This window comes from Amycolatopsis sp. NPDC043885, from assembly GCF_056435685.1.
The window spans coordinates 190,609-204,063 of record NZ_JBWKEA010000003.1 but is presented as its reverse complement, the minus strand read 5'-3'; the positions used below and the strand labels follow the sequence as shown (position 1 = coordinate 204,063).

Here is a 13,455-nt window from a genome sequence, read left to right as displayed (position 1 = left end):
CCGCTCCCGGGAACGGCACTACCCTCTGAGAATGAAGATCTCATTGTGGATCGGATTCTGTGGGCTGTGCATCCTCGCCGGGCACATGCTTCTCGGGGCGGTCGGTGTCGTACTGCTGATGAGCTGTCTACCGGCGGGGCGCGAACACGAATCCGGTGACAGAAAAGGGAAAACGTCCGCGCGGCTGGCCTGAGTTCAGCCCAGTGCGCTCGCGAAGGCGAGCGCGCCCAGAACCGGAACGGCGATCGCCGTGAGCACCATCGTGCGGCGGCTCGGTTTGGGACTTTCCAGTAATGCCCGGATACCGGCCGGAACCAACGCGACACAAAGCCCGGCGGTGCCGATGATCGAAACGAATTCGGTCCCTTTCAGAACGCCGAGTGGCAGAAGCCCCATCGTCGCCAGTCCGATCGACCCGACGACGCCGAGCACTTTCGCCCGATAAGCGGCGAAGGCGAGCACGTACCAGCCGAACATGATCGTGAACGACAGAAAACTGAACAGATGCAGGTCCTGATACGACTCGCTGACCACGCTCTCGGCGAACCCGGACCCACGGCGTTCGGTGAGTCCCAGCGCCGCCTGGTCGATCCCGGCGTGAAAGGTCCGCTCGAAGAGTCCACAAAGGACGAACAGGCCACCCCAGGCGGCCAACGCCGGCCTGGTGCGGCCGATCTTCGTGGCGAGCGCGACGATCGCGGGCCACAGCACGACATTGCCTGCCAGGAAACACGTGTACGCGGCGGTCATCAGCGCGGGATGGTCGCTCATCGCCTTGAGCTGGCTCGGGAAGAAGAAGTCGAAGCGCGACCGCAGCAGCGTCCCGGTGAGCAGCAGGACCGGTCCGAGGACCATCGAGACCGCGGCGACGCGGCGGCCGGGGAAGACGTAGTCGGTTTCCATACCCGGTGAGCCTTCCGTGTGTGGTGGTGGCGCGGATCGGATCACGGTCCGGTCTTCGGGCTCAGACCGTGGGTGGAGTTGGTCTCTTGGGCCTCTTGCAAGGGGAGGGCGTGGTCGGTTTTCGGCTATGGGCTGGGTGCGTGGCAGCTGGAGAACTCGCTGTCGCATGGGGGGCGTGCCGTTTGTCGGCAACGCGGTTGCGGCTGGTGAGTGCGTACCTGGAGAACCCTCGGGGGCGTGAACGAGCCGTCGCCGTGTTTTGGCTATGTGACGAGTGTTGGCGGGTTTAAGGCGACAACTCGGTGCCTGGAGAACTCGTCATCGCGCGGGCAGGCCGTTGCCTTTTTCCGGCAACGCGACTGATGGCGGGTGTGCGGCGACCGACCTCGCGGTTGCAGAACTCGTCCCCTGGTAGGGGTTGTTGCCGTTTTCCGGCGATGGCTTAGAACGGTGGTGGTTCGTCAGCAGTCGGGGCTGGTGGTCGGGGTTGGTGGAGTGGCGGTGGCGAGCTGTCGTGGGTCTGTCCGGTGGGGGTGGTGATGGTGAGGGTGCCGTCGGGGGCGAGCTGGTAGGTCCAGCCGGGTTCGTCCTTGAGGCGGTGGTCGCGGCGGCAGAGGTCGACCAGCTCGTCGGCGTTGGTGTGGCCGCCGTGCTGCCACGGCAGCGAGTGGTCGATGTCGCAGGCCTGGGCGGGGCGGTGGCAGCCGGGTCTTCGGCATTCCCGGTCCCGCACCCGCACGAACTCGTCCACACCCGCTGACGGCCGATAGCGGCCGCGGCCGAGGTCGAGGACCTGCCCGGAGAGCGGGTCGGTGATGATCCGCCGTAGCACAGTGTTCGGGCCGGTGGCGATCTGGCGGGCCAACCCGGCGGGAAGGGACCCGTGCCCGGCCATCTCCGCCGGGTCGTCGTTCAGGCCGAGATAGGTGAACAGATCCATATACAGAAACACCTCACTGCGCTCACCCGCACCACCCCGGCCGCCCAGGAGGAGATCGAGAGCGACGTCGGCACGCAGCTGATCCAGAGTGCGGGTCTCACCACCGGTTTTCAGGACTCGCGCTTCACGATCGATCCGCTGATAAGCGGCGGCCGCCTTCTCGACTGGGGCGTCTTCGACCTCGATCGACGCGACACCGGTCTCGCCGTGACGCAACGTGAGACGACGGCCCTCACGATGCCCCTCGGCCCGCTTGTCCGCGCCCTCGGGGTCGATCGTGTTCGCCGCATGATTGGCGGCTTTGCGGACCTGATCAGGGTTCTTGTCCGCGATCCGGTCCTCCAGTAGCGCGTCGACGGCACGCGCGTCCTCGTCTGAGAGCCACGAGGTGGCCGCGGCGACTTTCATCGCCCCGAACCCGCCGAGTTTCCCTTGGTCCATCAAGCCCAGAGTGCGGGGCAGGCGAGTGGTCAACGCGTCGGCCGCGGCGACCATCGCACCCGCATGATTGTCCACAACAGACAACGCGAACGCCACCTCCTGCGTGACACTACGAGCACCGGCGCGGTGCCGGTTCAGCTGCGCCACAGCCCGGAACCGGATCGCTTCCAGCCGCGCGATCCCGGCCGATGCCGCTTGCGCGACAGCAACGGCATCCTTGTCATCCAAGGAATCGACAGCAGCGTTGACCGATGCCAGCACCTCGGGGTCAGTGATGTTTTCCAGAAGCGCCACGGGCGCGGAGTGAGTGTCCACCCCATGAACATACGATCCACCACCGACAAATCCCGACCCCGCGGACACGGATGGCATTACCGATTTTCGGCAACAAAGACCGCCCTCACAGCCGCCGCACACCCTTGCCGTTTTCCGGCAACCAAGCCTCGGGTGGGCAAGTGAGAGCCAATAGATGAGTTACGTCAGCCGACAAGCACCTCGACATCCGAAAGGTCCTACGGCGTTGCCGATTTCCGGCAACCGAAACCCAGCCCCATCGCCGTTTTCCGGCAAAGCACGAACACACCGCTGTCCGGTGCCCGGCCGAAGACCGGACACCGGACAGCGGCGTTCCCCGCTCAGTTGGTATCGAGCGCGACAGCGATATCCCCGCCCGGCAACGGGAAGTCGCCGACCTTGGTCGCCGCGCCGGTCAGCAGATCGACCGTGTGGAACGTCGACGGCCCGGCGGCCGGGTTGAGGGCGGCGAACGCGCTCACCGAGGTCGTCTTGCCGTTGGTGAGGTCGCTGAAGATGTCGAAGCCCGCGATCGGGCCGGTGTCGACGCCGAGCGCGCCGGTCGGGCTGAGGAACCCGGCGTTGGCGGGCGCCTGGACGAGTACCTGGTCGGTAGCCGTGCCGATGTCGAACAGCGTGGTCGCGGTGTCGGGGTTGAGGTCGTTGTTCGTGTAGGCAGCGGCCGTGACGCCTCTGGTCGGCCCTCCCGCCGGCGGCGTGGTCAGGATGGTGTCTTCGATCGTGACGTGGTCGCCGAGATTGTGCCGCAGGTTCTGGCCGTAGTCGCTGATCACCCGGAGCCGGTCGGCGGCCGGATTGAAGTCAATGCCGAACTCCTTGCCGTACAACGGAACGCTCAGCTGCGAGACCTTCGTGACGATGACGTCGGGTGCCGCGGGCGGGAATTTCATCGTGTAGATACAGCCCTTGTCGCCCACGCCGTACAGCAAGCCGTTCTGGACGCGGAAATCGAGCACGATCAGGCGTGTCTCCCCGCAGGTGAGCCCCTGTACGAGCCGGACCCAGTCGAGGACCTGGGGTGTGTCGGTGTAGAAGGTGGCCATCAGTTTGCCGTCCGACGAGATCGCGAACGCCCGCGGCCCGGCCGCTTGCGCCGAGCTGCCGGTCGCGGTCCCGACGACGAGCGCCGCCGCGAGGGTCACCGTGGTGGCCGCCGCGGTCAAGACCTTCTTGAGTCGTGCCCTCATCCGTCCTCCCCTCAGCGGAAACTGTTCGAGCACAAGCTATTCGGCGGCACTGGACGGACATTGGACGTCGGTTGGATCCGGCGTCCGGCGGCTTGCGGGCGTGGTGAACCGGCGGAACAGTGGGACGATGACGGTCAAGAAAGTCCTTGCCTGCTCGATGATCCTCTGCGCAGGCCTCACGATCGTCGCGCCGGCCGAGGCGGAAGCGGCCCGGGAATGCGCTTCCGGCGTCAAGGTCATCAAGCCGGTGGTGCTCGAAGAGGCGGGGAGGTGGACCTACACGTTCGACCTCTCGTGGTGTTCGGACGGCGGGACGATCATCTGGGCCGAGCCGTCGGTGACGGCGCGAGTCCACAGTCCGGCCTGTCGCTGGGTCGGCCGGATCGAGGAGTCGATCAAAGAACTGCCGGACAAGGCGTGGAGCGCGTTCGACATGAGTGAGTTCTCGTGCCAGGTCAGCGCGGGCGAGGAACACGGCGTCAACCCGTGGGTCGTCGTCACGTTCCATCCGGCCGGCGGGTACGACACCAGCAGCGACATCGCGGCCTAGGCGCTGTCCTGTAAGTCTTGTTCGCGGTCTTCGCGCCCAGGCGGTCCCTGACGGCACGGGTGGACGCGGCCGAGTACGACCCGGTACGAGGCCGATCCGCCCGCACCGCCAGGAACCACCTGGATCACGAAGCCCATCGAACAGACTTACAGGACACCGCCTAGGCGCGAAGGATCGACTCGACCGCGGCCGCCGCCCGTTTCCGCAACGCGCCATACCCCGCCCGTTCGGCGAGGGCGAGCGCCCGGCGGGCCTGCCCGAGGCGCCGGTCGCGGTGGCGAGCCCGATGAGCGCGTCGACCTCGGGGTACCGATCGCCGGTCTCCCGCAGCAGGGCCAGCGCCTGCCGGTACCGGCGGACGGCGTCCTTCCGGTGCCCCACGCGCTGATGCACGCCCGCGAGCGCGACGAGCGCCTCGCCCTCACCCCGCGGTTCTCCGGTCTCCCGCGCTAGTCGCAGCCCTTCGCGCGCGTGGTCGAGCGCGTCGGTGAGACGGCCGAGATCGCAGTACACCGAGGCGAGCCTTCCGAGCGTTTCCGCTTCCCCGGCACGGTTCCCCGCCTCTCGATGCAGCGCGAGGGCCTTGGCGAGCAAGCCGGCCGCCTCGCTGACCCTGCCGCCAGCGTGTCGCGCCTGCCCGAGGTTGGACAGGTTGATCGCCTCCCCGTAGCGGGAGCCGATCCCGCGATACCGGCGCAGCGCCCGGACGTAGTGGCCGGCCGCCCCGGAAAGATCCCCCATCTCCCAGTGGACGAGCCCCAGATTGCCCAGCGCGACGGCTTCCCCGGCCGGGCTTCCGGCGCGTCTGCTCAGCTCCAGACCCCGGGAGAACCGCGCCGCGGCCGCCGGGAGCCGTCCCGACTGCCAGTACACGCACCCGAGGTTGCCCAGCACCGCGGCCTGCGCCTCCACCCACCCGGCCCGCCGGGCGAGCATGAGCGCGCCGGCGTGCTCCCGGACGGCCTCCGGCTACCGCCCTTGGCGGAAACCCAGATCCGCCAGGCTGAACCGGGCGGGCACGCGGGCTCGGAGATCGCCGTCCTCCTCGGCGGCGGCCAGCGCGGCCCCGGCGGCCGCCCGCCACTCGACCTGACGCGACGACATCCAGAAGTAGCCGCGTAGCGCGTCGGCCGGCAGCCAGGCCACCGGACGCGGCCCGGTCCGCGCCGCGTCCTCGACGACGGCGACGAGGTTGCCCAGTTCGGTCTCCAGCCATTCCGCCGCGTTCTCCTTCGCCGCGGCGGGAACCGGGCCGTCCGGCACGGACAGCGGGACACGGAACATGTGCGGGTAAAAGATTTTCGCCGCTTGGTCGGCACCACGCAGATACCACTCGTGCAGGCGGCGCCGGGCGGATCGGGTCTCCGCCGGGGAATCCCGCAGGCGATCGGCGGCGTAGCGGCGGAGGAGATCGTGGAAGTGGTAGCGGCCGGGCGCGTGCTGTTCGACGAGATGCGCGCTCGCGAGCGTGTCCAGCATCGGGCCCGCCCGCTCCTCGCCGGTCAGGATCTCGACGGCTTCGACGCCGATGTCGTTGCCCGGCACCAGGCTCAGCAGCCGGAACAACCGGCGCGTTTCGGCGGGCAAGGCCGCGTAGGAAAAGTCGAAGGCGGTCCGGACGGCGATCTGCTCGTCGCCCGGCACGGTCAGCGCGGCGAGCGGATTGCCCTTGCGCAGCTCGATGGCGTAGTCCTCGATGCCGTTCCCGGGATCTTCGGCGAGGTTGGCCGCGGCGATCCTCAGTGCCGGCGGCAGATACGCGCACAACCCGGCCACCTCGGCGGCCGCTTCGTGCTCGGCCGGACCCATTCGGAACCGAGCACACGCGCGAGCAGGTCCAGCGCCTCGCCGGGTTCGAGCATGCCCAGCGTGAGCCGCCGGGCGCCGTGGAGCGCGACCAGCCCGCCCATCCGGTCCCTGGCGGTGACCAGCACCGGACATCCCGGCCCGGCGGGCAGCGGCGGCCGGACCTGATCGACGTCCACGGCGTTGTCCAGCACCACCAGCGCTTTCCGATCGGTCATCAGCGTCCGGTACAAGGCGGACGCGGTCTCGGTGTCCGACGGCAGGCGTTCGGCGGGGACGTCCAGCGCGGCCAGGAACCGGGTGAGCCCGTCCGGGAACCGGTCCTTGACCCGGTGACGGCCGCGAGCGCCACCGCGCCGCCGTAGCTCCCGGCGCGGGGCACCAGTTGGTCCAAAATGGACAGTTCGGTCGCCTGGCCGGTGAACCCGGACGGCTCGGCGGGCAACTGCCGGGGAACGCGTAGGGCGGATCGCGGAGCCGGGAGCGGTTCCCCGTCTTCGAACGGCGGAAAGAACCCCGCTGCGCCCGGCTTCGGGGCCGCTCAGGCTAATGGCCCGCCGGGGCGAGGTCGTGACCGTTCCAGGTGAACCGGGCCGTGGTGACCGCGTCGTCACCGTCGCCGCCGGTGATGAGCTGGTGGATCCCGACGCCGCCGAGTTCGGCGTAGGTGCACCATTCGTGGTCCGACGTCAGCATCAGGTCGAGGTCGAGTTCGGACAGCAGGCCGAACACCTGCCCCCGGTTGGTCGTGTCGACGCCGACGAACACCTCGTCGAGCAGGATCACCCTCGGTGCCTCGGGCGCGGCCTGGTAATGCGCGGCGACGGCGGCGAACAGCGGCAGGTGCAGCGCGATCGCCTTCTCCCCTCCGGAAAGCGCGCCGTGCAGCTTCTTGGTCAGCAGCTGCCAGCCCGCGCCGTTCGCGCGGTCCACCTTGACCACGAACCGGTGCCAGGACGTGTAGTCGAAGACCTGCGCGAGCTGCTGTTCCCAGCTGGTCGCCGTGTCGTCCGCCTTCGCCTGCTCGACGCGTTCCCGGAAGAACTTGTGCAGGGACACGCGATCCTCGGCGGTCAGCTGATCCGGATCCTTCAGCAGCAGATCCCGCGCGGTCTTGGTGCCGGGCGGCAGATCGGGGGAGACCTGCCAGACCAGCCGGACGGCCACCCTCGACGCGGTCCGCACGCGTTCCAGCCGCGCGTTCATACCGTCGACGAGGTCGTTGGCCTGCCGGATACGGGCCGCGAGATGGCGGCGGGTGTCGCCGGTCAGCGTCTTGTCGAACAGGTCGCTTTCCCGGTCGGTGATCTCGTGCCTGCTCTGTTCCGCTTCCGCGTAAAGGATCTTCAGCAGTTCGGTCGCGCCGACCCGCAGCCCGTCGACGACGGCGGTGAAGATCTGGACGTCCTCGTCGGTCTCCAGATCGAGTTCCGCCCGCGAGCTGAGGGTGTTCCGGCAGGTGTGCACGGCCTCGGAGAGCCGGTGCAGCGCCTCGCCGAGGTTGCTCGGCGCGTGCGGCACGGACGGCCACGCCGCGGCCACCAGCCGCGCCGTTTCGAGCGCCGACCGCACCCCGTCGGAGGCGGACAGGGTGGCCTGGAACTTCGGCAGGTCCTCGATCCCGCCGTCGGCGGGGAAGACTCCGGTCGCGAGCTTCCGGAACCGGTGCGCGGCCGCGTCCTGTTTCTTGGCGGCGTCCTCGCGGGCCCGAGCGTCGGTCGTGCGGCGGACGCCGAGCGCGCCCAGCGACACCGCGAGTTCCTTGGCGTCGGCGTTCGCGGCGCGGAGTTCGCCCGCGAGGTCACGCAGTTTGGTGCGCAGCGCGTCGATTTCGGCGAGCACCTCGCGCTGCCCGCTGCCCGCGGTCCCTTCGATCGCTTCGAGCATCGCCGTGAGCTTGACGCGTTCGGCCTCCGCTTCGGAAGCCTCGTCCTCACGCCGGGCCGCGTTCGCCTCCGACCGGTCCGCCTGTTCGGCGCACAGCTCGGCCCGCTGGGTCGCGGTGAGCAGGTTCCCGTGCTCGTACAACCAGTTCTCGCCCTGGTCGGAGTAGGTGCGCAGGGCCGTGGCGAGCGCGGCCAGGAGCGCGCGTTCGGTCGGGAGCCCGCTCTCCGAGGCCTGGGCGGTCAGCTCGTGCAGCGCCGTCTTGGCCTCGATCTCCAGCGCGGAGACGGCGGTCTCCAGATGCCGGACGGCGGCGTCGGCGGCGGTCAGCTCGGCCTCGGCCGCGTTCAGTTCTCCCGTGGCGGCAAGGAGATCTTCGTGGCTGGGGCGGGCGGCGCGTTCGATCTTGATCAGCTCGCGCCTGCCGCGCAGCGCGGCCAGTTCGCCCTCCAGCTCGGCGATGGTCTTCTCCCGGAGGGAGATCTTGTCCCGCAGTCCGGCGATCCGGCGCTCCCTGGCGCGCAGGCGCGCGGAACCGCCGATATATGCCGGGGCGTCCTTCGCCCAGCTGCCCGACAGGCCCCCCATCCGCCAGCCGCCGTCCGCGCCGATCGCGGCGGGTCCGGCGGGGAGTGTGTCGTCGAAGGCGATCACTTCCAGGATCCGGCGGATCTTCGCCGGGGAAAGCTCCGCGTCGGGTTCGGGTACGAGGACGTCGGCGAGTGAACGGCCGGTGGCCACCGGCAGCGTCCCGGTCTCCGCGAGCACGTCGTGTCCATCGACGACGCCGTGGGAGTTCACCCAGGCGTCCAGCAGGCCGGCGCCTTCGAGCGCGGCCTCGATCCCGGCCCGGGCGCTTTCCGGGACCGAGCCCGCGAAATCGACCAGGCGCCACAGCGGCGCGCCGCTCATCTCGGCGCGGTCCGTCGTGCGGGTGCGCGGCGGCTCGGGCGCGAGGACGTCCTCCGTTTCGAGCACGCCCGCCTCGACGAGGAGCCCGTCGTGCTCGGCGCGCGCGGTGGCCAGCGCGGCACCGGTCGCCGCCTCCCGCCGGATGATGTCTTCGAGCACGGTCTCGGCGACGACGCCGAGCCTGCCCAGCAGCGCGACCTCCGCCTCGGCCTCCCGGACGACCGCTTCCACGTCGGGGAACCGCAGCTCGCGGCAGCCGATCGCCCATTCGGCGAGCCGGGTGCGCAGATCGCTCAGCGCGAGTTCCCGCGTCGCCGTCGTGAGGTCCAGCCGCTCCTGCGCGGCCGAGAAATCCGACCGCGCGCGGTCGAGATCCGCCTCGGCCCGGTGCCGCCGCCCCACCGCGAGTTCGTGCTTGTCCAGCGCCCGGCCGAGCGTTTCGACCTGGTCGCGCTTGCCGCGGACGGCGGCCTGCAGCAGCGGACGGAGCCGGGCCGGTTCGTTCAGCCCGGCGACGAGTTCGTCGTGCACCCCGGCCAGGTTCGCGCGGGTCGCGGCGGCACGGACCTCGGTCTCCAGCGAGCGCACGAGGTCGGCCTGCCGTTTCGCGACCTGCTTCGCCGCCCGTGAACGCTCCTCGTCGGCGTCCGCCTCGGCACGGAGCCGGTCCGCGTCCGCGCGCAGTGCCTCCGCTTTTTCGCGCGTGGACAAGGTCCGTTGCCGCAGCTTGTCGAGCTCCTGGCCCTTGCGGTACGACTCGGATTCGGTCAGCCCGGCGAGGCGGGCTTCGGTCTCTTCGACGTCTTTTTCGAGCTTCGCTGACCGTTCCTCGGCGGCCTCCTTCTTCGCGGCGACCTCGTCGTGCTCCTCGGCCGAACGGCGGGCGGCCGCGGCGAGTTCGTCGAGTTCGGTGGTCGCGGCGATGAGGTTCGCGGCGCCCGCGCGCAGCACACGCTGGGCGTAGGTCCTCTGCCGCGCGGCGAGTGCGCGGGTCGCGTCGACCTCGGTCTCCAGTGAGCCCAGCCGTTCGCGCTGCGCGTCGAGCCGTTCGAAACCCTCGGCGAGCTCGGCGATCTCCTGCTGCCCCAACGGCGGAAGCGCGCGGGAGAGCAGATTGGACAGCAGGCTCGGGTCGAGCCGCTGCGAGAGCTTGGGCATCCGCAGCTGGAGCAACGCGGTGATCAGCGCGTCGTACCGCTGTTCGCTCAAGGTGGGGAACAGTTTCGCGCGGATCGCCGCGCGGTACTCGGCCGCGCCGTCGTGCACGGTCCCGTGTTCGCCGAGGGTTTCCTCCAGCGCGTTCTTGGTCAGCGGCTGGCCGGCCTCGTTGACCAGCGGCAAGCCGTCGCCCACCCGAAGATCGGTGGTGAAGAAGTCGGCGTGCACCGTGCTGGTGTGCGTGCTGGCCTGAAGCCGCGCGCCGCAGGTGAACCACTTCTCGCCCGCCATGCCGAATTCGAGCCAGACGTACCCGACGCGGGTGGCGCCCGAAGCGCCTTCGCCCATCAGGTTCCAGTGCATGCTGCGTTCGCTGGTGCCGAAGGTCGACAGCCGGTTGGCGCGCAGGCTCGCGTCGAACAGGAACGGCAGCAGCAGTTCCAGCGCCTTGGACTTCCCGCTCCCGTTGGGGCCGCGCAACAGCAGGCGCCCGTCGTGGAACTCGAAGATCTCGTCGTAGTAGCGCCAGATGTTGAGAATGCCCGCACGGGAGGGAATCCACCTCGTCACGGTCACGGCGCCTCCTCGGTGCGGTCGGTGTACCTCGCGGCGGCCGGGAGCGGCCGGACGAGTTCGGCTTCGGTGCGGATCAGGCCGAAGCCGGTCAGCACGGCGAGCGCGTCGACGGTCAGCCGCCGCACACCGTCCTTGCCCCGGTACGTCTTGGCCCAGCGCGGGAAGCGTTTCAGCAGCTTGGCGGTGGCGTTGCGCAGGTAATCGGTGGTCCGCGGCTCGTCCAGCGCGTCGAGCAGCAGGAGCGCGGCGACCTTGGCGTTGCTGCCGTCGTCCGGGAACCGCTCGTCGGTGGCCAGCCCGTCGACGTCGACGAGCAGCACGCCCTCCGCGCGTTCTTCGAGGACGAAACCGCCCTGCTCCGCGGCTCGCCGCAGCAGCTGGCGCCCGGTAGGCGTGCCGAGGTACGCGCGCTCTTCCGCGGTCAGCTCGGCGAAGTACAGCACCGGGTCGTCGACGAGACGGCGGAAGACCGTGTGCCGGAGCCACAGGTTCCGCTGGACGTCCGACGCGCTCGGCGTGTCCTCGTGGCGGCCCGACGAGAGGCCGTAGCGCTGCTCGTGCGACACCGCATCCAGCAGTTCCTCGAACCGCAGCGCGACGTCGTCGGCGGGCACGGCCAGCTGCGACGGCCCGACCGGCGCGGCGAGCATCCGCAGCAACAGGGTCGCGTCCACCCGGAACAGCACCTTCGCCGCCGGATCGTCCACAAAGGACTCCGGGTCGCCGTCGGCGGCTTCGAGGACGCCGTAGGACTCCAGGAGCTTGAGGACGTCCACGAACGCGAGACGCTCCGCCCTGGTGGCGACGTCGAAGGCGGTGACGAGATCGTCGGCGGCGCTCGCCTGCGCGACGCGGCCGGCGAGCAGGCCGATGGTGGTCACCGGCACGGTCAGCAGTTCGGCGGCCACCACGCACAACAGGACGTAGCGGCGGCGGTCGAACGCGGCGCGCCCGGAGCGCAGCCGTCGCGCCGGACGCGTGGGATCGGTGGCCGCGCGGACCTTGACCAGCCGGGCGTAGCCAAGCCGCGGTTCGACGGTGAGCGTCCAGCCGCAGTAGTAGTCGAACCACTGCCGGATGGGCTCGCGGCGGCGCCGGATGAGGTCGAAGGTCTCGGGGGAGCCGCGCTCGCCGATCAGCGGGGTGGCCAGCAGTGCGCGGATCCCGCGCGCGACCTCTTCGCGTTCCGCGATGACCAGTTGGTTGGTGAGGCTCACGCACCGCCTCCGGCCGTACTGATCTCGATCTCGTAGTCGGGGCCCCGGAAGACACCGCTCGTGGTGGTCAAGCGGGCGACCGCGCCGGTCTGTGGCGGCCGCAGGACGATCTCGATCTGTCCGTCGGACGTGGTGCTCCGCCGGGTGCCGTCCGCGCCGACGGCACTGCCCAGCGCTTGCCCCAGCAGGTCGAGCAGCCGCTCGAAGACGCTGTGGTCGAGCTTCTCGAACGCCGAAAGCCGCACGACGCCGCCGGTGTCGAGCATGTTCCACGCCGCTTCGAGTTCGGCGCGTTCCTGCAGGGCTTTTTCGGCTCTCGCGCCTCTGATCGCGCTGACGTCGCGCACCCGGCCGGTCCTGGTGAACCGCTCGGTGCGGCCCGCGGAGCGAAGCAGTTCCGACACCTCGACCGGCGGCGCGTCGAGCCACGACGCCGTCGTGCTGACCACTTCCGGATCCGCGTGGGCGAGGTGCGCGTGCCGAGCGGAACTCAGCCCGAACATCGTGGACCACAGGCGATGCAGGTCCTCCTGTGCCGGGACGACGGTGAACCACCGCGCCAGCTCGCGGAAATCGGCGACCGCGCTGCTCGCGCGCCGCCGCGATTCGGTGATCCGGTCGAGGACCTGGAGAAGCGTGATGATCGCGCGCCGCGCGAGGCGATGAAGGTCCTCGACCCGCGGCGTCGCCCCGTCCTCGGGCAGGAACCACGCGCGAAGGCCGTCCCACCGCGCCTTGCGTACGTCGAGCCAGCGCGGGTCGGGGTTCGGCAGCGACGCTCCGTTGAGTGCCCGCCGGTGCACCCGCTCGACGCCGTGGTCGTCGATCTCCTTGATCCGGGTGGCGATCGTGTGCGCGTGATGTTCCAGGTCGTTCAGGAACCCCTGCAGATACGTGACCGTGGCCGCCTTGACCTCGTGGAACGTCGCGAGGTCGGCTTCGGTGTGCAGGAGGCGCTGGAGGTCGCCGTTGAAGCGCTTCGTGTTGTCGCGGAACGCTTCGAGGTGGCTCTCGACTTCGGTGAGCGTGCTGAACACGCGCCGGTCCGTGCCGTCTTCGAGCTGCTTCGCGAGCTCGCCGAGCCGCTCACCCAGCGCTTCGAGCGTCGCCGTCTGGAGCGCCCCGGACGCGTTGAGCACCTCGTTCGCGCGGACCACCCCCGCGTACGCCGCTTCGCCCTGGCGGGTCAGCGAGTACTGGAGGTTGCGGCGCTCGTACTCCGACGCCGTCCGGTAGTCGCCCGCGTGGCTCTGGACGACGTCGAGGTGGCCCTGGCCCTTCAGCTGGTCCAGCGCCTTGACGAGGTCTTCGTCGTCCAGCGTCTCCAGCCAGCCGACTTCCCGCAGCCTCGTGCGGACGTCGTCGATCCCGAGCGCCGTCTCGAGCCGCTCGTTCGCCTCACCGAAGGCGTGCAGGATCGCCAGGGGGAGCCCGGATCTGCTGCCGTCGGTGAAACGGAACAGTTCGGGCGGTACACGGAACGGATCCATGCGTCCTCCGGCGGATGGTGCGTGGAGCTACACGTTAGGGGGTCACCCAGGCGAGTCCGAACGGCCCATCTTTTTC

10 protein-coding genes and 1 pseudogene are annotated in these 13,455 nt (G+C 69.9%); 2 read left to right on the top strand and 9 right to left on the bottom strand.

Features of this window, described 5'->3' with window-relative positions:
* The first annotated feature begins 31 nt into the window (after nt 1-31).
* Complete coding sequence (locus AC069I_RS13860) at nt 32-193, top strand: hypothetical protein (RefSeq protein WP_257484144.1); 162 nt, start codon at nt 32-34, stop codon at nt 191-193.
* Nucleotides 194-195: 2 nt separating this feature from the next.
* Here the strand turns inward: AC069I_RS13860 and AC069I_RS13855 are convergent, their stop codons facing one another.
* The 3 genes from AC069I_RS13855 to AC069I_RS13845 form a co-directional block, all read right to left on the bottom strand.
* Nucleotides 196-903: a hypothetical protein gene (locus AC069I_RS13855; protein WP_478225384.1), complete on the bottom strand. Its 708-nt coding sequence runs from the start codon at nt 901-903 to the stop codon at nt 196-198.
* Nucleotides 904-1,345: 442 nt separating this feature from the next.
* Complete coding sequence (locus tag AC069I_RS13850) at nt 1,346-2,578, bottom strand: HNH endonuclease signature motif containing protein (protein ID WP_478225547.1); 1,233 nt, start codon at nt 2,576-2,578, stop codon at nt 1,346-1,348.
* 341 nt (nt 2,579-2,919) lie between these two features.
* On the bottom strand, nt 2,920-3,786 hold the full coding sequence (locus AC069I_RS13845; protein ID WP_478265558.1) for a DUF4394 domain-containing protein: 867 nt from the start codon (nt 3,784-3,786) through the stop codon (nt 2,920-2,922).
* Between the two features lie 127 nt (nt 3,787-3,913).
* Between AC069I_RS13845 and AC069I_RS13840 the strand changes: the two genes are divergently transcribed.
* Nucleotides 3,914-4,336: a hypothetical protein gene (locus AC069I_RS13840; protein ID WP_478235474.1), complete on the top strand. Its 423-nt coding sequence runs from the start codon at nt 3,914-3,916 to the stop codon at nt 4,334-4,336.
* A 357-nt stretch (nt 4,337-4,693) separates the two neighbouring features.
* Here the strand turns inward: AC069I_RS13840 and AC069I_RS13835 are convergent.
* From AC069I_RS13835 to AC069I_RS13810, 6 genes and pseudogenes are all read right to left on the bottom strand, one after another.
* A pseudogene (locus tag AC069I_RS13835) lies at nt 4,694-5,077 on the bottom strand (tetratricopeptide repeat protein); the annotation flags it as partial.
* Between the two features lie 228 nt (nt 5,078-5,305).
* Nucleotides 5,306-6,145, bottom strand: coding sequence for a hypothetical protein (locus AC069I_RS13830; protein WP_478265557.1), 840 nt, complete (start codon nt 6,143-6,145; stop codon nt 5,306-5,308).
* The gene (locus tag AC069I_RS13825; RefSeq protein ID WP_478265556.1) at nt 6,076-6,360 is read right to left on the bottom strand and encodes a hypothetical protein; all 285 of its coding nucleotides are present in this window, start codon (nt 6,358-6,360) and stop codon (nt 6,076-6,078) included. Before AC069I_RS13825 ends, AC069I_RS13830 begins: the two co-directional genes overlap by 70 nt.
* A gap of 328 nt (nt 6,361-6,688) precedes the next feature.
* Nucleotides 6,689-10,672, bottom strand: coding sequence for a TIGR02680 family protein (locus AC069I_RS13820; RefSeq protein ID WP_478265555.1), 3,984 nt, complete (start codon nt 10,670-10,672; stop codon nt 6,689-6,691).
* Nucleotides 10,669-11,889, bottom strand: a complete 1,221-nt coding sequence (locus AC069I_RS13815) for a TIGR02678 family protein (protein WP_478265554.1) — start codon at nt 11,887-11,889, stop codon at nt 10,669-10,671. The genes AC069I_RS13820 and AC069I_RS13815 overlap by 4 nt, the downstream gene beginning before the upstream one ends.
* Nucleotides 11,886-13,379, bottom strand: a complete 1,494-nt coding sequence (locus AC069I_RS13810) for a TIGR02677 family protein (RefSeq protein ID WP_478265553.1) — start codon at nt 13,377-13,379, stop codon at nt 11,886-11,888. Before AC069I_RS13810 ends, AC069I_RS13815 begins: the two co-directional genes overlap by 4 nt.
* Between the last annotated feature and the right edge of the window lie 76 nt (nt 13,380-13,455).

What these genes read in the sequence shown, in the direction of transcription:
- AC069I_RS13860 (WP_257484144.1), top strand. Translation starts at nt 32, where the DNA reads ATGAAGATCTCATTGTGGATCGGATTCTGTGGGCTGTGCATCCTCGCC.
- AC069I_RS13840 (WP_478235474.1), top strand. Translation starts at nt 3,914, where the DNA reads ATGACGGTCAAGAAAGTCCTTGCCTGCTCGATGATCCTCTGCGCAGGC.
- AC069I_RS13830 (WP_478265557.1), bottom strand. Translation starts at nt 6,145, where the DNA reads ATGGGTCCGGCCGAGCACGAAGCGGCCGCCGAGGTGGCCGGGTTGTGC.
- AC069I_RS13845 (WP_478265558.1), bottom strand. Translation starts at nt 3,786, where the DNA reads ATGAGGGCACGACTCAAGAAGGTCTTGACCGCGGCGGCCACCACGGTG.
- AC069I_RS13810 (WP_478265553.1), bottom strand. Translation starts at nt 13,379, where the DNA reads ATGGATCCGTTCCGTGTACCGCCCGAACTGTTCCGTTTCACCGACGGC.
- AC069I_RS13825 (WP_478265556.1), bottom strand. Translation starts at nt 6,360, where the DNA reads ATGACCGATCGGAAAGCGCTGGTGGTGCTGGACAACGCCGTGGACGTC.
- AC069I_RS13855 (WP_478225384.1), bottom strand. Translation starts at nt 903, where the DNA reads ATGGAAACCGACTACGTCTTCCCCGGCCGCCGCGTCGCCGCGGTCTCG.